Genomic DNA, 21,764 nt, shown 5'->3' with positions numbered 1-21,764 from the left:
TTGTTCCTCAGTAGGCACGATTGAGACGGACTTCCAGCAGGTGCTGCAAGCGGGTGAAGAAGATGACCACCACCCAGTAGACCAGGGCCACCGCCATGAAGCTCTCGAAGAACTTGAAGGAGGAGGAGGCCTCCATCTGCGCCTTGCCCATGATCTCGGCCACCCCCAGGGTAAACGCCAGGGAGGTGCTCTTGATCATGTCGATGAAGTAGTTCATCAGGGACGGCGTCGCGATGCGGGCTGCCTGGGGCAGTATGATGCGCTGCATGGCCTGCAGCTTGCTCATGCCGATGCTGAGGGCCGCTTCCATCTGGCTCTTGTGGATACCCAGGATGGCGGCACGGATGGATTCCGCCATGTAGGCGGCGAAGTGCAGGGTCAGGCCGACGATGGCGGCGGTAAAGGCATCCATTCCCACGAAGATGGGGAAGAGTTGCGGCAGACCGTAATAGAGCAGGAACAGCTGGACGAGCAGCGGGGTACCTCGAAAGAACGAGATATAGAGGATCGCCAGCCAGTGAATGACGGGAACGCGAAACACCCGCACTATCGCCAACATCAGCGACAGCACGAGTGCCAGTACGAAGCCCCACAGGGCCATTTCCATGGTCGTGCCCAGGTATTTGAGCAGGATCGGAAACAGCCCCAGCGTGTACGCGAGATCGAATTCCATCATTTATTTGCTGGTGATGTCCGCCGCGAACCACTTCTCGGAGATCTGCTTGAGAGAGCCGTCCTCGCGCATGGCGGTCAGCGCCTCGTCAACCTTGGCCAGCAGCGCCTGCTGCTTGGGGGTCTTCAGGAAGGGCAGGGCGTTCTCTATGGTCTCGAACGGCTTGCCTGCCTGTTGCAGCGGCAGCTTGGATTCCTTGATCAGCTGGGCGGTGGAGACGCGGTCCATCACGAAGGCATCGATGCGACCCAGGGCGACATCCTGCTCGAAGGCGGAGTCATAGGTGCGGATGTCCATCTTGTTGTCCGGATCGTTCTTGCGCAGCAACTCTTCGAAGTTGGAACCCAGGTTCACCGCGACCTTCTTGCCTTCCAGGTCCTTGATGCCATGGATGGTGCTGTTGCCCTTGCGCACCACTATCTGAGCACCGTCATAGACGTAGGGCTGGGAGAAGTCGTACTTGGCCTTGCGCTCGTCGGTGATGGTGATCTGGTTGGAGATGGTATCGACCCGGCCCGTTTCCAGCATGCCGAACAGGCCGGAGAAGCTGGCGGTGACGAACTCGACCTTGTAACCGGTGCGCTCGCCAATCTGGTTCCACATGTCCACCTCAAAGCCCTGCAGCTTGTCCTGCTTGACGAAGGTGAACGGGAAATATTTGCCAGACATACCGACCTTGATGGTCTCCTGGGCGACGGCCTGGCCACTGAGCATGGCCAGCAGTATGGCGGCGCCGGACACCAGCTTGATGGATGAAGACATGGGTTACCTCTCTCTGTTGTTCTGTGCTTTTAGTTTTAATGACTGACGTTGGGTGAATTTTATTGGAATAAAGTCTGAAAAATAAATCTTATTTGGTTATATCAAATAACCCTGAATCACCCCGGATCCAGCCGCGCTCATGCTGTGGGTAAGTTTGGGGATGAAATGGGATCCTGAGCCGTTGGATCCTTGAAAGTCAAGGATCTTATTTGCTGGATCCACGAGCTGGCGGCTAGAGATCCAGCGGTTAAAAACGTAGAATAGCCGGTCTTTAGCTAATCAATAAACGGGAGTCTAGAGTGACTGCTTCGCTATGGCAGCAGTGCCTTAACCGGCTGCAAGATGAATTGCCCTCGGCAGAATTCAGCATGTGGATCCGGCCGCTTCAAGCGGAGTTGAGTGACAATACTCTGACCCTGTATGCACCGAATCGCTTCGTCCTGGACTGGGTACGTGACAAGTACCTGCTCCGGGTCAACGGCATCATCAACGAGATCTGTGGCGTTGATGGCCCCGCCTTGCGTTTTGATATAGGAAATCGTCCCCACCCCGTCGCCGTTGCCAGAGCACCGGTGCGCGGCGTCGCGCCTGTGAATAACTTGCAGAAGAGCTGGGAAAGCAAGGACGAAGCCAAGCCGGAGCCGAACCACAAGAGCAACACCAACGTGAACTATACCTTCGAGAATTTCGTCGAGGGCAAGTCCAACCAGTTGGCTCGTGCGGCGGCCCGTCAGGTGGCCGACAATCCGGGTGGTGCCTACAACCCCCTGTTCCTCTATGGCGGTACCGGTCTGGGCAAGACCCACCTGCTCCATGCGGTCGGCAATGCCATCAAGGATCGCAAGAAGGACGCCAAGGTCATCTACATGCACTCCGAACGGTTCGTGCAAGACATGGTAAAGGCGCTGCAGAATAACGCCATTGAAGAGTTCAAGCGTTATTACCGTAGCGTCGATGCCCTGCTCATCGATGACATCCAGTTCTTCGCCAACAAGGAGCGCTCCCAGGAGGAGTTCTTCCATACCTTCAACGCCCTGCTTGAAGGCAACCAGCAGATCATCCTGACCTCGGACCGTTACCCGAAGGAGATCAACGGTGTCGAGGATCGCCTCAAGTCCCGCTTCGGCTGGGGCCTGACGGTGGCGATCGAACCGCCTGAGCTGGAGACCCGTGTTGCCATCCTGATGCGCAAAGCGGACGAGAACCAGATCCACCTGCCGGACGAGGTGGCCTTCTTCATCGCCAAGCGGCTGCGATCCAACGTCCGTGAACTGGAAGGGGCCCTCAACCGGGTCATCGCCAACGCCAACTTCACCGGTCGTGCCATCAACATCGACTTCGTGCGCGAGGCGCTGCGGGACCTCTTGGCCTTGCAGGAGAAGCTGGTCACCATCGACAACATCCAGAAGACGGTGGCGGAGTACTACAAGATCAAGCTGGCGGACCTGCTGTCCAAGCGTCGTTCCCGCTCCGTTGCCCGCCCGCGTCAGCTGGCCATGGCCCTGGCCAAGGAGCTGACCAACCACAGTTTGCCGGAAATAGGGGATGCCTTCGGTGGCCGTGACCACACGACCGTTCTTCATGCCTGTCGCAAGATAGAGCAGCTGAAGGAGGAGAGTCACGACATCAAGGAAGACTATTCCAACCTGATCCGTACCCTTTCGTCCTGATTACGGAACGGAGTGCACAGATGCAGCTCGAATACGCCAACCCTTTCCTCCTACTAGCAACGGAGAGCACAGATGCAGCTCGAAATTAGCCGCGAGGCCCTGTTACGTCCCTTGCAACTGGTGTCGGGCGCCCTGGGTGGCCGACCGACACTGCCCATCCTCGGCAACGTCTTGCTCGATGTGAACCATGGCCTGCTGTCGCTGACCGGGACCGATCTCGAAGTGGAGATGATAGGCCAGGTCCATCTCGAGGGCGCCAGCCAGGACGGACGCACCACGGTGCCGGCACGCAAGCTGCTGGATATCTGTCGTGGCCTGCCGGAAGGGGCCGACATTCGCCTCAACACCGAGGGGGAGCGGTTGATCATCCGCTCCGGTCGCTCCCGCTTCAACCTGTCGACCCTGCCGGCGACCGAATACCCGAACATCGAAGACTGGGAATCCGTGCTCGAGTTCGACATCAGCCAGCTGGAGCTTAAAAAACTCATCGAGGCGACCCAGTTCTCCATGGCCAGCCAGGACGTGCGCTATTACCTGAACGGCATGCTGTTCGAGAGCGAAGGCCATGGTCTGCGTACCGTGGCGACCGATGGCCACCGCCTGGCCACCTGCCGCCGGGAGGTGGTACAGGACTCGCTGCCGGATCACCAGGTCATCCTGCCCCGTAAGGGGGTGCTGGAGCTGGTGCGCCTGCTGGAGGCGGAGGACAAGCCGGTGCGGCTGCAAGTGGGCCGCAGCAACCTGCGCGCCGCCCTCGATGGCTTCATCTTCACCTCCAAACTGGTGGACGGTCGCTTCCCCGATTGGCGCCGCGTCATCCCCCGTGGCAGCGACAAGGCGCTGATCGCCGGGCGGGAAGACATGCGTCAAGCGTTCTCCCGTGCCGCCATTCTCTCCAACGAGAAATTCCGTGGGGTGCGTCTCAATCTGCAGCAAAATTTACTGCGGATCACCGCCAACAACCCGGAACAGGAAGAAGCCGAGGAGCTGCTTGACGTACAATATGACGCCAGCGAGCTGGAGATAGGCTTCAACGTCTCGTATGTGCTCGACGTGCTGAATACGTTAAAATGTGACCAGATCCGGGTCAGCCTGAGCGATTCCATCAGCAGTGCCATTATTGAGGATTTTGACAGTCAGGACGCTCAATACGTGGTCATGCCGATGCGGATCTAGTCGTGTCCCTGGTCAAACTCCAGCTCAACGACTTTCGCAACATCCAGCACGCCAGCCTGCAACTGTCGCCCGGCCTCAATATCCTGGTCGGCAGCAATGGCAGCGGCAAGACCAGCGTGCTGGAAGCCATTCACTACCTTGGCCTGGGCCGCTCCTTTCGCACTCATCTTACCGGGAGAGTCGTTCGCCAGGGCGAGAAGGGATTCGTCCTGTTCGCCCAGTGCGAGCTTGAGGGGCGTACGGTTCCCATCGGCCTCGCCAAGGAGAAGAATGGCGACACCCAGCTCAAGATTGCCGGGGCACAGGCCCAGCGTCTGGCGGATCTGGCCGAGCTGCTGCCGGTGCAGTTGATCCATCCCGATGGCTTCGACCTGCTGACCGGCGGTCCCCAACCGCGTCGCGCCTGGCTCGACTGGGGCGTGTTTCATCAGGAGCCGACCTTCTTCTCCCTGTGGGGGCGGGTGCGGCGGCTGCTGAAACAGCGCAATGCCTTGCTGCGCACGGCGACCCAGTATCGTCAGCTGGCGTTCTGGGATCAGGAGCTGGCAAGGCTGGGTGGTGAATTGGCAGACTTTCGCGCCAAGTATTGTCAGGCCATTACGCCACTCATTCAGGAGATGACGGCGGATTTTCTACCGGAATTCGACATCAGTCTCGGTTTCTACCGGGGCTGGGAGAAGGACACCCCTCTCGGCGACTTGCTGGAGGCGGGGTTCGAACGGGATCAGAATCTGGGTTATACCGGCGTCGGCCCCCAGAAGGCCGATGTGCGCCTCAAGGCGAACGGTGTGCCGGCACAGGATATTCTGTCCCGGGGTCAATTGAAGTTGCTGGTCTGTGCCATGCGACTGGCCCAAGGGCTCTATTTGAATCAACAGAGCAGCCGTGGCTGTATTTTTTTAATTGACGATTTTGCCTCTGAACTGGATATCGACAAGCGTCGCCTGTTGGCCAACCGGCTGAAACAATGCGCGACCCAGGTGTTCATCACCGCCATCGATACCGGTCAGCTCGCAGACATGATGGATGCGAATGACTGCAAGTTGTTCCACGTGGAACAAGGCAAGATCTCCGAAACGCTAGAGAAGGCAGAGAGTAAGCTATGAGTGAAAATAGTTACGACTCCTCGAATATCAAGGTGCTGAAGGGGCTGGATGCGGTCCGCAAGCGCCCGGGGATGTATATCGGCGATACGGATGATGGCTCGGGTCTGCACCACATGGTGTTCGAGGTCGTCGATAACTCCATTGACGAGGCTCTGGCTGGCTACTGTTCCGATATCCAGGTCAAGATCCATTCCGACGGCTCCGTCTCGGTGCGTGACAACGGCCGGGGCATTCCGGTCGACATTCACCCGGAAGAGGGCCGTTCCGCCGCCGAAGTCATCATGACGGTGTTGCACGCCGGCGGCAAATTCGACGACAACTCCTACAAGGTGTCCGGCGGCCTGCACGGCGTGGGCGTCTCTGTGGTGAATGCCCTGTCTGACAAGCTGCTGCTGACCATTCGTCGCAATGGCCATGTCTACGAGCAGACCTATCACCTGGGCGAACCCCAGGCACCCCTCAAGCAGATTGGCGACAGCAGTTCGGGTACAGGCACAGAGGTGCGTTTCTGGCCGAGCTCGACCATCTTCAGTGACACCCTGTTTCACTACGATATCCTGGCCAAGCGCCTGCGCGAGCTCTCCTTCCTCAACTCCGGCGTCTCCATTCGTCTCGAAGACGAGCGGGATGGCCGCGAGGTGCATTTCTGCTACGAGGGCGGCATCAAGGCGTTCGTTGAATACCTGAACCAGAACAAGACCCCGATCCATCCCAAGGTGTTCCACTTCACCACGGAGCAGGACGGTATCGGCGTTGAAGTGGCGATGCAGTGGAACGACGCCTACCAGGAAGGGGTCTACTGCTTCACCAACAACATCCCCCAGCGGGATGGCGGCACCCACCTGGTGGGCTTCCGTACCGCGCTGACCCGTACCCTCAACACCTATATGGACAAAGAGGATTACAGCAAGAAGGCCAAGTCGGCCGCCAGCGGCGACGACGTGCGTGAGGGGTTGATTGCGGTGATCTCGGTCAAGGTACCTGATCCCAAGTTCTCCTCCCAGACCAAAGACAAGCTGGTCTCTTCCGAAGTGAAGACCGCCGTCGAACAGGCCATGGGCGAGAAGCTGGGTGAGTTCCTGCTGGAAAACCCGGGCGATGCCAAGATAGTGGTCAACAAGATCATCGACGCGGCCCGTGCCCGTGAGGCAGCCCGCAAGGCGCGCGAGCTGACCCGCCGCAAGGGGGCGCTGGATATCGCCGGTCTGCCCGGCAAGCTGGCGGACTGTCAGGAGAAAGACCCGGCCCTGTCCGAACTCTACATAGTGGAAGGGGACTCTGCTGGCGGTTCCGCCAAGCAGGGTCGCAACCGCAAGAACCAGGCCATACTGCCGCTCAAGGGCAAGATCCTGAACGTGGAGAAGGCCCGTTTCGACAAGATGATCTCCTCGCAAGAGGTGGGCACCCTGATCACCGCCCTGGGTTGCGGCATAGGTCGCGACGAGTACAACCCGGACAAGCTGCGTTATCACAACATCATCATCATGACGGATGCGGATGTGGATGGTGCGCACATCCGCACCCTGCTGCTGACCTTCTTCTACCGTCAGATGCCGGAAATCATCGAGCGTGGCTATGTCTTCATCGCCCAGCCGCCGCTCTACAAGGTCAAGAAGGGCAAGCAGGAGCAGTATCTGAAAGACGAAGATGCGCTGCTGCAATACCAGACCGCAATGGCGCTGGACGGTGCCACCCTGCACGTCAACGAGTCGGCTCCTGCCATCGGCGGCGAGGCCCTGGAGCGTCTGGTGAACCAGCACCGCGCCGTGTCTCACCTGATCACCCGAATGTCCCGCCGTGCCCCGGATGCCGTCTTGACCCAGCTGATCTATCAGCCCGAGTTGAATGAAGCCCTGCTGGCCAGCGAGAGCGATCTGCAGGCCTGGTGTCATGGCATGGAGGCCGTGCTCAACGAGAGCAACCACGGCATCCAGTACCAGATCCAGATCCGCCGCGACGAGGAACGTAGCCTGTTCGTGCCCCACGCCGTGGTGCGCCAGCACGGTGTCGATCGCGAGTATCCGATCAGCTACGACTTCCTGCAGTCCAATGAGTACCGCCAGCTGGTCTCCCTGGGCAAGGAGATCGCCAACCTGATCGAGGAAGGCGGCTACATCAAGCGTGGCGAGAAGGTGAAGCCGGTGGCCAGCTTCGTCGAGGCGGTGGACTGGCTGATGGGCGAAGGCAAGCGCGGCATCTACATCCAGCGTTATAAAGGGCTGGGCGAGATGAACCCGGATCAGCTGTGGGAAACCACCATGGATCCGGAAGCGCGCCGCATGCTGCGGGTCACCATCGAAGATGCAGTCGGCGCCGACCAGCTCTTCTCCACCCTGATGGGTGATGCGGTCGAACCCCGTCGTGACTTTATCGAGACCAACGCCCTGCGGGTCGCCAACCTCGACGTCTGATCAGACCCTCTGATTGCCAGTCAAAAGCCGCTCCTTGTGAGCGGCTTCTTCGTTTTCAGGGGCGGGGAAATGACACGTTCCACGTGAAACATGAAACCGCCTTGATGTTGATGGTAGCGACTCAGCCCAGTTCGGGTGCCAGGTTGTAGAGGCGCAGGCGGTGGCCATCGGGATCCAGCGCCATGGCGGTGTATCCAAACGCCATCCGGGTGGGCTGCTGGATGATGGTCAGGCCACGGGTCTGCCACTCGACCAGGCCGGAATCGACGCTGGCCTCGTCGGGCAGGGGGAAGGCCAGCTCCATGGCGCCGGCGACCTGGGTCACGGCGGGTTCGACCGTGGCGCTGGCCCAGAGCGCCAGCCTGGCCCCCGATTCGAACACGAACATGGCGAAGGTGGCGGACGCCTCTACCGGCGGGTGACCGAATAGCTCGCGATAGAAGAGGGCACTACGGGCTGGGTTGGAGACATAGAGAATGGTGAACGGTGGGACTGACAACATGGTGACGCTCCTTGATTCGGGGAGGGCGCATTTGCGCCGACCCCGTCAGCATGGCGCTACCTGCTGTCAGTTTCTGTCAGCAATGAATTTTGGTTGCGGGATCTGCTGGGTAGCACGCCACTCTCTCAGCAGGCTCTCTCTGCTCTTGGGATAGCGGTTATCTTCCAGCTGCATCCAGGCGATGCGATCGACCCGGAAGTGACGAAAGCCCTGGCGCAGTTCGCACCAGGCGACCAGTACCCGCACCTGCTCGAAGTAGCCGAGAGCAAATGGCCAGACGGTGCGCTCAGATAGCTCCTCTTTCAGATCGCGATAGCTCAGGGTCACCTTGCGCTGCTGGCGGATGGCGCTGCGCAGGGGAGCCTCATCGACTGGGCTGTCGCTGCGGGAGGTGCCGATCAGCAGGGCATTGGCCTGGAGCTGTTGGCGGTATTCGGCGGGCAGCATAGCCTCTATCTTGGCCAGTGCACTGCTGGCAGATGCACTCAAGGCGCTGTCACCGTGGGCGACGACCCAGCGTGAACCCAGCACCAGGGCTTCCAGCTCTTCCTCGCTGAACATCAGCGGGGGCAGCATGAAACCAGGGCGTAGCACATAGCCGATACCGGGCTCACCTTCGATATGGGCGCCTTGAGCCTGCAGGGTGGCGATATCCCGATAGAGGGTGCGCAGACTGATGCCAAGCTGGCTGGCCAGCTCTGTGCCGGTGATGGCGTAACGGTGACCGCGCAACAGCTGGAGCAGGGCCAGCAGGCGTTCGGAACGGGACATGGCATGGCTCCTTGGGATCTGCGGTTAGGGTGCCATGTTTGGGCGAGCCGGAACAGGGTGAGAAGAGCGGCTCACTCCCTGTTGCCACTAAAAGATCGGCGCCATTCACTCGGCGATGCGCCGAAGCGGGCACGAAAGTGTTGGCGCAGTATGGCGGCAGACCTGAGGCCCACCAGTTCGGTGATGCACTCCATGGTATGGGAGCTGGATTCCAGCAACTCCTGGCTGAGCCTGAGGGAACCTGGGTAACTTGCATGGTGTGCTCCGGTTTCTGGTTGGGGGGCAACCAGTATGGCGCGCAGCAGATCAGGGGATGAGTGGCCCGCGGGCCGAATATCACATCAATCGGGCCATCATCGGCTTTGACGGGTGACCAAAAATTTCTTTCTATTTTTTCCCTTGAAAGGAAAAAGTGAGCCCCTATATAGGTAACAAGGCCGGAACGCTCGACAGAGGTTTCGACCAGGCGCCCGTCCATCAGGAGGGCAAACAATCCGTTATCGCTCACAAGAGGGTAATACTATGCGTTCTATCGACTTTTCTCCGCTCTATCGTTCTGCCATTGGTTTCGATCGTCTGGCCAATCTCATCGAATCTGCGGCCAGCAATGGCAATGCCGGTTATCCCCCCTACAACATCGAGCAACTGGGTGACAACGACTACCGCATCAGCATGGCGGTGGCGGGCTTTACCCAGGAAGAGCTGGAGCTGAGTTTCCAGGAAAATCTGCTGACGGTGAAGGGCAACAAGCAGGCCGACACCGAGCGTCACTATCTCTATCAGGGCATAGCCGAACGCGGCTTCGAGCGCCGCTTCCAGCTGGCCGACTATGTGCGGGTGAAAGGGGCCGATCTCAAAAATGGCCTGCTGCACATCGAACTGGCCCGTGAAGTGCCCGAGGCGATGAAGCCGCGCAAGATTGCGATCAACGGCTGATAGCCTGAACTCTCAGTGTTTTTATCTGCTTCCCGGGTGCCGATGACGGGCCCGTGGAGAGTCAAACCTGTTGCTTGTTAGAAGGATAGGATCATGCGTAACCTCGATTTTTCTCACCTCTCTTCCAATGCCGTCGGCTTCGAGCGGATGGCCCGTGAGCTGGAAGGCCTGTTCGATCAGAAGACCGCCGCTTACCCCCCGTACAACATCGAGAAGCGGGACCATGACGGCTACCGCATCACGGTCGCCGTGGCTGGCTTCGAGCGTGAAGAGCTGGAGCTGGAGACCGAAAACGGCACCCTCAAGGTGAAGGGGCGCAAGGCCGCTGCGGCCGGTGAACGCCAGTTCCTCCACCAGGGGATCGCCGAGCGCGATTTCGAGCTCGCCTTCAAGCTGAGCCAGCACGTGGAGGTGCAGGGGGCCCGGCTGGAGCATGGTCTGCTGACCATAGATCTGGCTCGGGAGTTGCCGGAGGCGCTCAAGCCCCGCGCCATCCCCATTGGCAAACCCGATCAGCTGGCGCTGCCGAGCTAAGCCGGGAATGTCAGGCCGGGGTGCCTGACAGAGACGAGAAAGGCCTGCAATCGCAGGCCTTTCTGTTTTTGTATCGCCGGATTGGGTTAGCCGGCTCCGTAGAGGGCATTGATCTCGTCCGCCAGTATGGCGATGCCGCGCCGCACCAGGTCTTCGCTCTGGGCGTAGTTGAGGCGGATGCACTCCTGGCTGTGGCGCCACTCGGGATCGTCGATGCCGGGGAAGAAGTAGTGGCCCGGGACGATCAGCAGGTTCTTCTCCTTGAGTCGCTCGTAGAGCACCTGGCAGTGGATCGGCAAGCCTTCGAACCAGAGCCAGAGGAAGAGGGCGCCCTCCGGCTTGTGGATGTGGAAGCGCGGGTCAGGGATCGCTTCTCGCAGCAGCTGCACGGCGAAGTCGGCCTTCTGCTGGTAGAAGGGTTTCACCACCTGCTCGCTCAGGGCGATGATGTCGCCGCTCTCTATCATGGGGATGGTGATGGCCGGCCCCAGGCTGCCCGGTGCCAGGTTGATGATGCCGCTCAGGTTGGTGATGGCCTGGACTATCTTCTCGTCGGCGATGACGATGCCGCAGCGGGTGCCCGGCAGCCCCAGCTTGGAGAGGCTCATGCAGAGGATGGTGTTGGCATTCCAGAACGGCTTGGCCTCGCTGAAGATGATGCCGGGGAAGGGCACGCCATAGGCGTTGTCGATCAGCAGCGGGATCCTCTTGTCGCGGGCGATCTGATCCAGGTGGTCTATCTCTTCATCGGTCAGCACGTTGCCGGTGGGGTTGGTGGGGCGGGAGACGCAGATCACCCCTATATCATCGCCCACCTCCAGGCTCTCGAAATCCACATGGTATTTGAACTGGCCGTCGGGCAGCTTCTCTATGGTGGGCTTGTAGGCGACGAAGTGATCCTCGGCCAGGGCCGAGTCGGCATAGCCGATGTATTCGGGGGCCAGGGGGAAGAGCACCTTCTTCTTGCGGCCATCGGCGAACTCGCCGGCCAGCAGGTTGAACAGATAGAAGAAGGCGTTCTGGCTGCCGTTGGTCAGGGCGATGTTGCGGGCCGAGATGTCCCAGCCCAGCTCCTTGCTGAGCAGGGCTGCCAGGGCCTTGGTGAACCTGTCCTTGCCTTGCGGGCCATCGTAGTTGGCCATGGCCTTGATCAGTTCCCCGTTGTCGAGCAGCTGCCTGGCCTCGGCCTGAAAGCGTTCCAGCATGGCGGGGATGGGGGCCGGATTGCCGCCGCCCAGCATGATGGCGTCCGGATTGAGCAGCCCCTGATTGAGGTCATCCATGAGTTGGGTAATGCCGGCGTGGCGAGTGAACTTCTCGCCGAACAAGGAAAATTCCATTCGGTAATGCATCCAGAGTCTGTAACGGGGATGTAGCACCTTAGCTCAGTTCAAAAGCGGGTGTCGATGAAAAATATCCCCTGTTCCACGTGGAACGAGCCCCTCATGGATGCCATGGCAAAATTCACCATTTGTTGGCGTAAAGCCGTATCGATGTCGAGTCTCGCTTGGCTATTCTTATCGCGGTTTTACATAAATGTGTTTTATATCAGTGTGTTGTGATTATGGCATGACTATTGGAATAGTCAGGGAGTCTATAGGGACCACCACCGGAGAATGCAAGATGAAGAGCCTGATCGCCACCCTGATATTGAGCACCCTGAGTCTGACCGCCATGGCCGATGAGGTCAGCCGACCCGAGCTGGATCTGGCCAGCCTGCACCAGCAGATCCGGGCGCAGCAGTTGCAAGCGTCCCGGGAGCTGGTGCGCGAGGCCATCCGCAACCTCAGGCCGCTGGCCCTGGATACCCTGGTGGTGGAGGCGAGTCCCGCCGTGGCGACTCATCCCGAGAGTTGAGATGGCGCAGGGGCGTCTGCCCCGTATGCTGCTTGAAGACGCCGATGAAGGCGCTGTCGCTGGAGAACGCCAGGGCAGCGGCCACCCGGCTGATGGGCTCGCTTTCTGCCAGCAACTCCATGACCCGCAGCGGGCACCACTGCTGACGCCAGGCTTGATAGCCCATGCCGGTCTCCTTCATGAGGATGTGGTCTATGTCTTCACTGGCACCGCGTTCGGCATCGCCATTCCCGATGTGCTCAGCCAGGCCCTGCAGGCCTATCGGGAGGTGGCGGGCAGCGCCGGTGCCTTGTTCGGGCTGGCCTATTACCTGCTGCTCGGCCTGGGGCTGGCCGTGGCGGCCGACTTGCAGGATCTCGGTGTGCTGATCACGGGCTGCGGCCTGTTGGCACTCTGGTGCAGTCGGCGCCGTTCCACGTGAAACATCAACTGCCGATAAAGCGATAACCGATACCGGGTTCCGTTTCAATCAGGAAGGGTTGCTGGGAATGTTGCCGCCCAGCTTCTTTGTGCAACATCAACTGCCGATAAAGCGATACCCGATACCGGGTTCCGTTTCGATCAGCAAGGGTTGCTGGGAATGTTGCCGCCCAGCTTCTTTGTGCAACATCAACTACCGATAAAGCGATAACCGATGCCGGGTTCCGTCTCGATCAGGAAGGGTTGCTGGGAATGTTGCCGCCCAGCTTCTTTGTGCAACATCAACTGCCGATAAAGCGATAACCGATACCGGGCTCCGTCTCGATCAGGAAGGGTTGCTGGGAATGTTGCCGCCCAGCTTCTTTGTGCAACATCAACTGCCGATAAAGCGATACCCGATACCGGGTTCCGTTTCGATCAGGAAGGGTTGCTGGGGGTTATCTCCCAGCTTCTTGCGCAGGCTGGCGATGACGATGCGCAGGTAGTGGGTATCCTCCTTGTGACTGGGGCCCCAGATCTCGGTGAGCAGCTGGGTCTGCATCACCAGCTTGCCGGGGTGACACACCAGGGCCTGCAACAGGGCGAACTCCTTGCGGGACAGGGAGATATCCTCTCCTGCCAGACTCACCTTGTGGCTGCCAATCTCCAGGGTGAGGCCGCAGTGGGGGAAGTGGCGGCGGTCGCCGCTGCTGACCCCGGCCCGCTGGCGCAAGAGCACCCGGATGCGGGCCATCATCTCCCCGATGCCGAATGGCTTGCTCATGTAGTCGTTGGCTCCCGCGTCCAGCAGGCGTACCTTCTCCTGCTCGGAATCCCGCGCCGACAGGATCAGCACCGGGTGAGGGTGGTGGGCCCGTATGGCCTGCAACACGGCCAGACCATCGCCGTCGGGCAGGCCGAGGTCGAGGATGACCAGGTCGGGATTGAGGTGGCGATACTGGCTGAGCCCCTCCTGCACGCTGGCCGCCTCGCTCACCTGATGCCCCTCGGCCACCAGGCTGATGCGCAGGAAGCGCCGGATCGGGATCTCGTCATCAATGACCAATATATGAGCCATCTGGCCTCCTGGGGCTCGGGTCCGAGCCGCTCGTCTCTGTCTCTTCCTCCGGGTCCGGTGCATTGAGGGCCAGCGGCAGGGAGATGCGCATGCAGGTGCCGTTGCCATTGGGGCCGGCGAAGGCCCAGATGCGGCCGCCATGGGCCTCCACCATGGCGCGGGAGATGGCGAGGCCAAGGCCGGTGCCACGGCTGCCGCTATCCCCGACAGGTTGGGTATAGAAGAGGTTGAAGATCTTGTCCCTGTCCGCGGCGGCGATGCCGACCCCTATGTCGATCACATCCATGATGAGATCCGGTTCGGCCAGCATGACGCGAAATTCGATGGGGGTGCCCGCCGGCGAATAGCGGGAGGCGTTGTCGAGGATATTGACCAGCACCTGTTCGAGCAGGGCGCCGTGGACATAGAGGCGGGGCGGCGCCTGGTCCAGGTGGATCAGCAGGCTGTGCTGGCGCCAGGAGGCATCCAGCCGGCGGCGGGCGCTCTCCACCAGCTCGGTCAGATCCACCCACTCCCGCTTCAGCTGGAAGTCGGGGGAGCCGATCCGGGTCATGTCCAGCAGGTTCTGCACATAGCTGTGCAGGCGCTGGGCCTCCTCCTGCACCGAGTGGAGCAGCTCGTCCCTGTCCTCCCGGCCAATCCGGTCCCCGTATTCGAGCAGTGTGCTGCCCGCACCCATGATGGCGGCCAGCGGCGTCTTCAGATCGTGGGAGACAGAGGAGAGCAGGGCGGCCCGCATCCTGTCCGTCTCCGCCTGCCACTGGCTCTGGGCCAGCCGCTCGTTCAGCTCGATGCGGGCCAGGGCGGCGCGGATGTCGGTGAGCAGGGCCTGCAACTGGTGCTCGGCCGAGGCGCTGAGGGGCTGAGCCAGCAGGATGCCGAGGGCCAGCTCGCCGGTGAGGGGGTGATACTGGGCCAGGGCGGCATTGAGGGTGGCGGTGTGGGCCCCGGCGCTCTGCTGGCGGGAGAGGCTCCAGTCGATGGCGGCCTTGTCGGTCTGGCCCGGCGGAGAGGGGGCCGGGCCGGCGCGTCCCTGATAGAGGCTGTCGATGGCGAAGGCGGGCTGGGCCAGGGCCAGGGAGATGGCCTGGGCCCCCTGCCTTAGCACCTCCTCCGGGCTGTTGGCGCTGGCCAGCTCCTGGCTGAGGGAGAGCAGGGCCGTGCCGAGCTGCTGGGTCTCGCGCAGCCCTATCAGCTGCTGGCGCTGACGGGAGGCGAGCCGCCCGGCGGCCATGCCGACGATGAGCAGCACCAGCAGGGTCAAGAGGTCGCTGTGGCTGTGTACCGTGAGGGAGAAGTAGGGCACGGTGAACAGCAGATTGTGGGCGAGAAAGCCGAGGATGGCAGCCAGGATCGCCGGCAGCTGGCTGGTGGAGAGCGCCGTGGCCAGCACCCCGAGCACGAACAGCAGCGGCAGTGAGGCCGCGGGCAGCCAGTGGGAGAGTCCCCAGGCGATGGCGGAGGTGACCGCCATGATGGCGACCGCCAGCAGGCTCTGGCTGAGCTGACCCCGGGGCGATGGGCGCAGCAGGGGGCCTGGCTGCCGGGGGCCTGTGTCCACCAGGCTGATCTCCAGCCCCCGGGCCCGCTGCATCAGGTGCTGCACCAGGGAGCGGCGCCAGGGCGCCTTGTGGGGCTTGCCCAGCAGCAGTTGCGAGGCTTGCTGCTGGGCGGCGGTCTCCAGCAGGGTATCGGCCACCGCCGGGCTGGAGAGGGTCAGCACCTTGGCCCCCAGCTGGGCGGCCAGGGCCAGGGCCTGTTCCAGCTCGGCGGATCGCTGGCCGCGGCTGTCCACATGGACCACCAGCCAGGGCAGCTGGCGGCGCTGGGCGAGGCGGTGGCCGTGGCGGACCAGGGCCGAGCCATGCTGCTCGCCCAGGCAGACCATCAGCTTGCCCCGCAGGGGCTGGGTGCTCTTGCCCGCCGCCTGCCACTGCAGTTGCAGATCCCCCTCCACATGGCTGGCGGCGGTCTGCATCGCCAGCTCACGCAATGCGGTCAGATTGTTGAGGGAGAAGAAGGAGTGCAGGGCGGCCATGGCCTGCTGCGGCACATAGACCTTGCCCTCGCGCAGCCGATCGAGCAGCTCCTTGGGGGGCAGGTCTATCAGCACCAGGCTGTCCGCCTCCAGCAGCACCCGATCGGGCAGGGTCTCCCTGACCCTGACCCCGGTCAGCTGCCACACCAGGTCGTTGAGGCTCTCCAGGTGCTGCACGTTGAGGGTGGTGTAGACGTCGATACCGGCATCGAGCAGCTCCCGCACATCCTGCCAGCGCTTCTCGTGGCGGCTGCCGGGGGCATTGCTGTGGGCCAGCTCGTCCACCACGGCGATGGCGGGCCTGCGGGCGAGCAGGCCATCCAGATCCATCTCGTCGAGCCGCTGCTGGCGATGCAGGTGGGTCTTGCGCGGCTGTATGGCCAGCTTGTCGAGCAGGGCCAGGGTCTCCTGGCGGCCATGGGTCTCCACCACGCCGATCAGGATGTCGGCCCCCTCCCTGGCCTGCTCCCGTACCGCCTGCAACATGGCGTAGGTCTTGCCTACGCCGGGGGCCGCGCCGAGGAAGACCTTCAGCCTGCCCTTGCTGCCTTCTGCCAGGCTGGCCAACAGGGCGTCGGCCCGCTGCTCATCACGCATCCTTTTCCTTATCGAGTGCCAGGTTCAGCTCGAGAATATTGATCACCTGCGGCCCTAGGATACCAGCTTCCACCCGGGACTTGACCAGGGCCGTCAAACGGGCGGGATCCAGCGCCCTGGCCTGGGCGACCCGGCTCACCTGACTCAGCACCGCATCCAGCGGCAGGTGGGGATCCAGCCCGGAGCCGGAGCGGGTCAGCAGGCTGGGGGAGAGTTCCCTGGCCGTCCCGGCCTGCTGCCCGGCAAAGTCGTGACGCTGGGGCGAGCTCACCCCCAGGTTGCTGCCGCCACCGCCGACCGTGGTGAAGTCGCTGGCGGAGGGGCGGGAGTGGAAGTAGTCCGCTCGCTCGAACGACTGGGCCAGCAGGGCGCTGCCCAGGGCCCTGTTGTCCTTGTCGACGAGCTGGCTGCCGTTGGCCTGCCAGGGGAAGAGCAGCTGGGCCAGCCCGGTCACTGCCAGGGGGTAGCCGACGCCGAGCAGCAGGGTCAGGGTCAGCAGGGTTCTAATCGCAATCATGGTATTTCCTTACGGCTGAAGGGGGATGGGATGCAAAGGGGCGCCTGCTCGCTTCGGCGCCGTGCGCGCCCTTGCATCCTTGTCATGGCGTCACACCAGGCCGAAGCCCGTGATGGCGAGGTCGATGATCTTGATGCCGACAAAGGGCACCAGCAGGCCACCGAGCCCGTAGATCAGCAGGTTGCGGCGCAGCAGGCGGGCCGCCGTGCCCTTCACGTCCACCCCGCGCAGGGCCAGGGGCACCAGGGCCACTATGATGAGGGCGTTGAAGATGATGGCCGACAGTATGGCGCTCTCTGGACTGGCGAGGCCCATCAGGTTGAGGGCATCGAGCTGGGGATAGGCCGCGACGAACAGGGCCGGCAGTATGGCGAAATACTTGGCCAGATCGTTGGCGATGGAGAAGGTGGTCAGGGCGCCCCGGGTCACCAGCAGCTGCTTGCCCACCAACACCACATCCAGCAGCTTGGTGGGGTTGGAGTCCAGATCCACCAGGTTGCCCGCCTCCTTGGCGGCCTGGGTGCCTTCGTTCATGGCTAGGCCCACGTCCGCCTGGGCCAGGGCCGGGGCGTCGTTGGCGCCGTCACCGCACATGGCGACCAGGCGACCGTCCGCCTGCTCCTGGCGGATGTAGGCCAGCTTCTTCTCCGGGGTCGCCTCGGCGATGAAGTCATCCACCCCGGCCTCGGCGGCGATGGCGGCGGCGGTCAGCGGGTTGTCCCCGGTGATCATCACGGTGCGGATCCCCATGTGGCGCAGCACCTGGAAACGGGCCTTGATGCCGGGCTTGATGATGTCCTTGAGGTAGGCGGCGCCCAGCAGCCGATCCTGGGTGCAGACCAGCAGCGGGGTGCCGCCCTGGCGGGCAATCCTGTCCACCGCCTGACGAATGGGTTCGGGCAGCCCCTTGCCGTCGAGGGCGAGATAGGCGAGCACCGCATCCACCGCCCCCTTGCGATATTGATGACCGTTGCGGTTCAGGCCGCTCAGCCGGGTCTCGGCGCTGAAGGGGATCAGCTCATCGCTCTCCAGTTGGCTCGGCTGGATCAGGCTCTTGCCGGCCAGGGTCAGGATGGACTTGCCCTCTGGGGTATTGTCACCCAGCGACGCCAGCATGGCGGCCTGGGCCAGCAGGGTCGGATCGACCCCGGGGGCCGGGATCAGCTCGTCCGCCATGCGGTTGCCGAAGGTGATGGTGCCCGTCTTGTCCAGCAGCAGGGTGCGCACGTCGCCGGCGGCCTCCACCGCGCGGCCCGACTTGGCGATCACGTTGAGCTTGACCAGCCGGTCCATGCCGGCGATGCCGATGGCGGAGAGCAGGCCGCCTATGGTGGTCGGGATCAGGGTGATGAACAGCGCAATCAGATAGAGCCTAGGCACCTGGCTGCCGTTGTAGGTGAGGAACCAGGGCAGGGTGGCCACCACCAGCAGGAAGATCAGGGTCAGTCCCACCAGCAGGGCGTCCAGCGCCATCTCGTTGGGGGTCTTCTGGCGTTTGGCTCCTTCCACCAGCGCGATCATTCTGTCGAGGGTGCTCTCCCCTGGGTTGTTGGTCACCCGCACCCAGATCTCGTCGGAGACCACAGTGGTGTTGCCGGTCACGCCGCTGCGGTCCGTGCCGGACTCGCGGATGACGGGGGCGGACTCCCCGGTGATGGCGGCCTCGTTGACCGAGGCGATGCCGGCGATCACCTCGCCGTCAGCCGGGATCATCTCGCCGCTGCGCACCAGCACCAGGTCCCCCTTGCGCAGGCTGGTGGCGGGCACCCATTCCCCCTGATCGTCTCTGCTATCGGCAACCCGGCGCGCCTTGAGCTGGCTCATGCCCGCCTTCAGGCTGTCGGCTCTGGCCTTGCCACGGCCTTCGGCCAGGGTCTCGGCGAAGTTGGCAAACCAGAGAGTCAGCCAGAGCCAGGCGGTCAGCTGCCAGGCCAGACCGGGGGCGACCCCGGACAGGGGTTGGCCCAGAAGGGACTCTATTGTAGCCATCATGGCGGCCAGCCAGAGGGTGAACAGTATGGGGCTGCCGATCAACGCCCTGGGATTGAAGCGGTAGAGGGCTTCCACCATGGCCTGCGCTGTCTGCGAGGCTGGTTTTTTACCCTTCACCTTGTCGGTGTGGGTTGTCATCGAGACGGACTTGCTCATTGAAAAGCTCCCGGTATCAAAAGGTTGGCCGTTGGCATCTGCAAGGTATTGGAGAGGGCGTTCATCAGAAGCCCCCCTGAGCCAGGCTCAGCTGCTCGGCGAGGGGGCCCAGTGCCAGCGCGGGCAGGAAGGAGAGACCCCCCATCAGCAGGACTGTGATGATCAGCAACGTGATGAAGAGCGGGCCGCGGATCGGAAACTCGCTCTCTCCGGCATCCAGGCGAGGCGCGCGGGCGAGCTGACCGGCGATGGCGAGCACAGGAATGATGTAGCCGAAGCGGCCCAGCAGCATGGCCAGGGCGATGGCGATGCACTGCCAGTTGTCACCGGCGCCGAAGCCGGCGAAGGCGGAACCGTTGTTGCCCGCCGCCGAGGCATAGGCATAGATCAGCCGGGACAGGCCGTGGGGCCCCTCGTGGCCGATCACGGCTTGCGCGCCGGGCAACAGCAGGGTGAGGCCGCCGATCACCAATACCCCGACCGGCATGACCAGCATGCTGGCAACCACCCACTTCATCTCGGTGATGCCGAGGCGCTTGCCGAGATAGGTCGGGGTGCGCCCCACCATCAGGCCGCACAGGAATACGGTCAGCAGCACGAACAGCATCATGCCGTAGATGCCGGCGCCGACGCCGCCGAACACCACCTCGCCCAGCAGCATGTTGACCATGGCCACCATGCCACCCAGCGGGGTGAAGCTGTCGTGCATGGCGTTGACCGATCCGTTGGAGGCGGCCGTGGTCGCCACCGCCCAGATGCCGGACAGCACGGGGCCGAAGCGGCTCTCCTTGCCCTCCCAGTTGCCAGCCTGATCACTGAGCTGGGCCAGGTTCGGATCCGCCTTCAGCTCCTGGCTGATGGTGACGGCGAGCCCCAGCACCAGCAGCAGTGTCATGGCCGCCAGGATGGCGCGGCCGTGGCCCGCATCCTTCACGTAACGGCCCAGGGTGCAGACCAGGGCGGCGGGCAGCAGCAGCAGGGCCACCATCTCCAGCCAGTTGCTGAAGGCGGTCGGGTTTTCGAACGGATGGGCCGAGTTGACGCCGAAGAAGCCACCGCCGTTGGAGCCGAGCTGCTTGATGGCGATCTGCGACGCGGCAGGGCCCAGCGGCAGCAGCTGATCCTGGCCTTCCAGGCCCTGGAACGGCAGGTAGGCGGCGAGGCTCTGAGGCACCCCTTGCCACACCAGCAGCAGGGCCATTACCAGCGCCATGGGCAACAGCACATAGAGGCAGAAACGCACCAGGTCGCGCCAGAAGTTGCCGATGTGATGGGTCTGCTGGCGGGAGAGGCCGCGAAACAGGGCGATGGCCACGGTCGCCCCCGTCCCGGCGGAGACGAAGTTCTGGGTGGTGAGTCCCACCATCTGGCTGAAGTAGGAGAGGCTGGCCTCGCCGGAATAGGCCTGCCAGTTGGTGTTGGTCATGAAGCTGACGGCGGTGTTGAAGGCCAGTTGCCAGTTCAGCCCGGGCAGTTGCTGCGGGTTGAGGGGCAACAGTCCCTGCGCCATCAGGATCAGGAACAGCAGTCCCAGTCCGGCGCCGTTGAAGGCCAGCAGGCTGAGGGCATAGCTCTTCCAGTCCTGCTCCCGACCATCGGTGCCGCAACAGGCCAGGGTGGCGCGCTCGACCGGCGCGAGCCAGCGGGTCTGCCCCTCAAACACCCGGTACAGGTAGTTGCCAAGCAGGGGCGCCGGCAGCAGTACCAGCAGCACAAAGGCTGCCGGATAGAGGATTTCTTGCCACATGTCAGATCCCTCGCTCGTGGTCGCAGTGCATCAGTGCACGCATTGGATAGCCCGCGAGGCCCGGCTGCTCACAGGCCACCGGATGGATAATTACTTGCCGCATTTTCAGGTCCCTCACTCATGGGTGCGCGTGAGTGCGCGCAGCAGATAGCCCATCAGGGCGAGGACCAGCAGCAGATATAGCCAATTCATAACGACTCCGTTGAGGTAATTAGCGTCAGGGATCGATGCAAATCCGTGTCGATCCCGAAGGTGTCATTGACGCTGAAAAGGGTATGTAAAACCGGCGTAAAGGCGCCATAAAGCGCCCGGGGACAGGCGTAAAATCGGCGTAAAAAACGCCGGTTTTGCGAGAGAAATGGCGAGGAGGACGACAGTCCCTAAGGTCTACTGGTCAAAAACAGGGGAGTTAAATTGTTAGGGAAGGTGCGAATAAGCGGGGAAATTCTTCTCGGCTGACTCAGTCATTTCATTTCTTCATGTTTGAGCCGATTTTTTCTCCCGTACATGCCTTGAATCAGCCTACTTAGACCGTTTCTTCGCCATTTAAGGCGTTATTCCCAGTTTTTAGTGAGATCTCTCCCACTGACGTATCATTTGGTCCGCCCGAAACAGGTTGGCCAGCGTGAATAACATCGCCAGTTGGTTATCGTTTTTCAGCAACCCCTTGTATCTGGCTTTCACGAAGCCGAACTGCCGCTTGATGATGCGAAACGGGTGCTCCACCTTGGCCCGGATGCTGGCTTTCATGTATTCGATGTTGATGGCCGTTTTGTTCTTGCGTGGATGCTGTTTCAAGGTTCTTACCTTGCCGGGGCGCTCGGCGATCAGCCAGTCCACAT

At 62.1% G+C, this 21,764-nt stretch carries 17 protein-coding genes and 2 pseudogenes; 7 read left to right on the top strand and 12 right to left on the bottom strand.

Annotation, left to right across the window (positions count from 1 at the left end):
• Positions 1 to 7: 7 nt before the first annotated feature.
• Complete coding sequence (locus ACLHZ1_RS16100; protein ID WP_111874393.1) at positions 8 to 676, bottom strand: amino acid ABC transporter permease; 669 nt, start codon at positions 674 to 676, stop codon at positions 8 to 10.
• Complete coding sequence (locus tag ACLHZ1_RS16095; RefSeq protein ID WP_408775316.1) at positions 677 to 1,435, bottom strand: amino acid ABC transporter substrate-binding protein; 759 nt, start codon at positions 1,433 to 1,435, stop codon at positions 677 to 679.
• A gap of 299 nt (positions 1,436 to 1,734) precedes the next feature.
• On the opposite strand from ACLHZ1_RS16095, the gene dnaA reads away from it, so the two are divergent.
• The 4 genes from dnaA to gyrB all read left to right on the top strand — a co-directional run bounded on the left by dnaA (position 1,735) and on the right by gyrB (position 7,798).
• Positions 1,735 to 3,105 (top strand): chromosomal replication initiator protein DnaA, encoded by a 1,371-nt coding sequence (dnaA, locus tag ACLHZ1_RS16090; protein WP_427262894.1) that lies wholly within the window; start codon positions 1,735 to 1,737, stop codon positions 3,103 to 3,105.
• A 72-nt stretch (positions 3,106 to 3,177) separates the two neighbouring features.
• Positions 3,178 to 4,281 carry a DNA polymerase III subunit beta gene (gene dnaN, locus ACLHZ1_RS16085; protein WP_408795807.1) on the top strand — a complete coding sequence of 368 codons (1,104 nt, stop codon included), beginning with the start codon at positions 3,178 to 3,180 and terminating at the stop codon, positions 4,279 to 4,281.
• 2 nt (positions 4,282 to 4,283) lie between these two features.
• Positions 4,284 to 5,387, top strand: coding sequence for a DNA replication/repair protein RecF (gene recF, locus ACLHZ1_RS16080; RefSeq protein ID WP_408747948.1), 1,104 nt, complete (start codon positions 4,284 to 4,286; stop codon positions 5,385 to 5,387).
• Entirely contained in the window at positions 5,384 to 7,798 is a 2,415-nt protein-coding gene (gyrB, locus tag ACLHZ1_RS16075; RefSeq protein WP_427262893.1) for a DNA topoisomerase (ATP-hydrolyzing) subunit B, read from the top strand. The genes recF and gyrB overlap by 4 nt, the downstream gene beginning before the upstream one ends.
• 121 nt (positions 7,799 to 7,919) lie before the next feature.
• Here the strand turns inward: gyrB and ACLHZ1_RS16070 are convergent, their stop codons facing one another.
• Together ACLHZ1_RS16070 and ACLHZ1_RS16065 are read right to left on the bottom strand one after the other, a co-directional pair.
• Complete coding sequence (locus ACLHZ1_RS16070) at positions 7,920 to 8,297, bottom strand: VOC family protein (protein ID WP_427262920.1); 378 nt, start codon at positions 8,295 to 8,297, stop codon at positions 7,920 to 7,922.
• A 69-nt stretch (positions 8,298 to 8,366) separates the two neighbouring features.
• Positions 8,367 to 9,071: a helix-turn-helix transcriptional regulator gene (locus tag ACLHZ1_RS16065; RefSeq protein ID WP_427262892.1), complete on the bottom strand. Its 705-nt coding sequence runs from the start codon at positions 9,069 to 9,071 to the stop codon at positions 8,367 to 8,369.
• 522 nt (positions 9,072 to 9,593) lie between these two features.
• Between ACLHZ1_RS16065 and ACLHZ1_RS16060 the strand changes: the two genes are divergently transcribed.
• Together ACLHZ1_RS16060 and ACLHZ1_RS16055 are read left to right on the top strand one after the other, a co-directional pair.
• Positions 9,594 to 10,007: an Hsp20 family protein gene (locus ACLHZ1_RS16060; RefSeq protein WP_408795817.1), complete on the top strand. Its 414-nt coding sequence runs from the start codon at positions 9,594 to 9,596 to the stop codon at positions 10,005 to 10,007.
• Positions 10,008 to 10,100: 93 nt separating this feature from the next.
• Entirely contained in the window at positions 10,101 to 10,541 is a 441-nt protein-coding gene (locus tag ACLHZ1_RS16055; protein ID WP_427262891.1) for an Hsp20 family protein, read from the top strand.
• An 86-nt stretch (positions 10,542 to 10,627) separates the two neighbouring features.
• Here the strand turns inward: ACLHZ1_RS16055 and ACLHZ1_RS16050 are convergent, their stop codons facing one another.
• Complete coding sequence (locus tag ACLHZ1_RS16050) at positions 10,628 to 11,881, bottom strand: valine--pyruvate transaminase (protein ID WP_427262890.1); 1,254 nt, start codon at positions 11,879 to 11,881, stop codon at positions 10,628 to 10,630.
• A gap of 283 nt (positions 11,882 to 12,164) precedes the next feature.
• On the opposite strand from ACLHZ1_RS16050, the gene ACLHZ1_RS16045 reads away from it, so the two are divergent.
• Positions 12,165 to 12,398, top strand: coding sequence for a hypothetical protein (locus tag ACLHZ1_RS16045; RefSeq protein WP_427262889.1), 234 nt, complete (start codon positions 12,165 to 12,167; stop codon positions 12,396 to 12,398).
• On the opposite strand, the pseudogene ACLHZ1_RS16040 reads toward ACLHZ1_RS16045, so the two are convergent.
• From ACLHZ1_RS16040 to ACLHZ1_RS16010, 7 genes and pseudogenes are all read right to left on the bottom strand, one after another.
• A pseudogene (locus ACLHZ1_RS16040) lies at positions 12,328 to 12,666 on the bottom strand (helix-turn-helix domain-containing protein); the annotation flags it as partial. The gene ACLHZ1_RS16045 and the pseudogene ACLHZ1_RS16040 sit on opposite strands and share 71 nt — an antisense overlap.
• A 525-nt stretch (positions 12,667 to 13,191) precedes the next feature.
• Positions 13,192 to 13,875 (bottom strand): response regulator, encoded by a 684-nt coding sequence (locus tag ACLHZ1_RS16035; RefSeq protein WP_427262888.1) that lies wholly within the window; start codon positions 13,873 to 13,875, stop codon positions 13,192 to 13,194.
• A gap of 55 nt (positions 13,876 to 13,930) precedes the next feature.
• Positions 13,931 to 16,510 (bottom strand): annotated as a pseudogene (locus ACLHZ1_RS16030) (DUF4118 domain-containing protein); the annotation flags it as partial.
• Positions 16,503 to 17,027 (bottom strand): potassium-transporting ATPase subunit C, encoded by a 525-nt coding sequence (locus ACLHZ1_RS16025; RefSeq protein ID WP_427262887.1) that lies wholly within the window; start codon positions 17,025 to 17,027, stop codon positions 16,503 to 16,505. The gene ACLHZ1_RS16025 and the pseudogene ACLHZ1_RS16030, both read right to left, overlap by 8 nt.
• Before the next feature lie 90 nt (positions 17,028 to 17,117).
• Positions 17,118 to 19,175: a potassium-transporting ATPase subunit KdpB gene (kdpB, locus tag ACLHZ1_RS16020; protein WP_427262886.1), complete on the bottom strand. Its 2,058-nt coding sequence runs from the start codon at positions 19,173 to 19,175 to the stop codon at positions 17,118 to 17,120.
• Positions 19,176 to 19,239: 64 nt separating this feature from the next.
• A complete protein-coding gene (kdpA, locus tag ACLHZ1_RS16015) occupies positions 19,240 to 20,922 on the bottom strand; it encodes a potassium-transporting ATPase subunit KdpA (protein ID WP_427262885.1) in 1,683 nt (560 codons plus the stop codon).
• Between the two features lie 567 nt (positions 20,923 to 21,489).
• The coding region (locus tag ACLHZ1_RS16010; RefSeq protein WP_146054095.1) for a transposase at positions 21,490 to 21,764 on the bottom strand (275 nt) is incomplete at its 5' end.

This window comes from Aeromonas sobria (assembly GCF_050266975.1).
GTDB lineage: Bacteria > Pseudomonadota > Gammaproteobacteria > Enterobacterales > Aeromonadaceae > Aeromonas > Aeromonas sobria_B.
This window is presented reverse-complemented; position numbering and strand designations above follow the sequence as displayed.

Coding starts and splice junctions, on each gene's coding strand:
- ACLHZ1_RS16100 (WP_111874393.1), bottom strand. CDS start 676: ATGATGGAATTCGATCTCGCGTACACGCTGGGGCTGTTTCCGATCCTG.
- ACLHZ1_RS16095 (WP_408775316.1), bottom strand. CDS start 1,435: ATGTCTTCATCCATCAAGCTGGTGTCCGGCGCCGCCATACTGCTGGCC.
- dnaN (WP_408795807.1), top strand. CDS start 3,178: ATGCAGCTCGAAATTAGCCGCGAGGCCCTGTTACGTCCCTTGCAACTG.
- gyrB (WP_427262893.1), top strand. CDS start 5,384: ATGAGTGAAAATAGTTACGACTCCTCGAATATCAAGGTGCTGAAGGGG.
- ACLHZ1_RS16065 (WP_427262892.1), bottom strand. CDS start 9,071: ATGTCCCGTTCCGAACGCCTGCTGGCCCTGCTCCAGCTGTTGCGCGGT.
- ACLHZ1_RS16060 (WP_408795817.1), top strand. CDS start 9,594: ATGCGTTCTATCGACTTTTCTCCGCTCTATCGTTCTGCCATTGGTTTC.
- ACLHZ1_RS16055 (WP_427262891.1), top strand. CDS start 10,101: ATGCGTAACCTCGATTTTTCTCACCTCTCTTCCAATGCCGTCGGCTTC.
- ACLHZ1_RS16050 (WP_427262890.1), bottom strand. CDS start 11,881: ATGGAATTTTCCTTGTTCGGCGAGAAGTTCACTCGCCACGCCGGCATT.
- ACLHZ1_RS16045 (WP_427262889.1), top strand. CDS start 12,165: ATGAAGAGCCTGATCGCCACCCTGATATTGAGCACCCTGAGTCTGACC.
- ACLHZ1_RS16035 (WP_427262888.1), bottom strand. CDS start 13,875: ATGGCTCATATATTGGTCATTGATGACGAGATCCCGATCCGGCGCTTC.
- ACLHZ1_RS16025 (WP_427262887.1), bottom strand. CDS start 17,027: ATGATTGCGATTAGAACCCTGCTGACCCTGACCCTGCTGCTCGGCGTC.
- kdpB (WP_427262886.1), bottom strand. CDS start 19,175: ATGAGCAAGTCCGTCTCGATGACAACCCACACCGACAAGGTGAAGGGT.
- kdpA (WP_427262885.1), bottom strand. CDS start 20,922: ATGTGGCAAGAAATCCTCTATCCGGCAGCCTTTGTGCTGCTGGTACTG.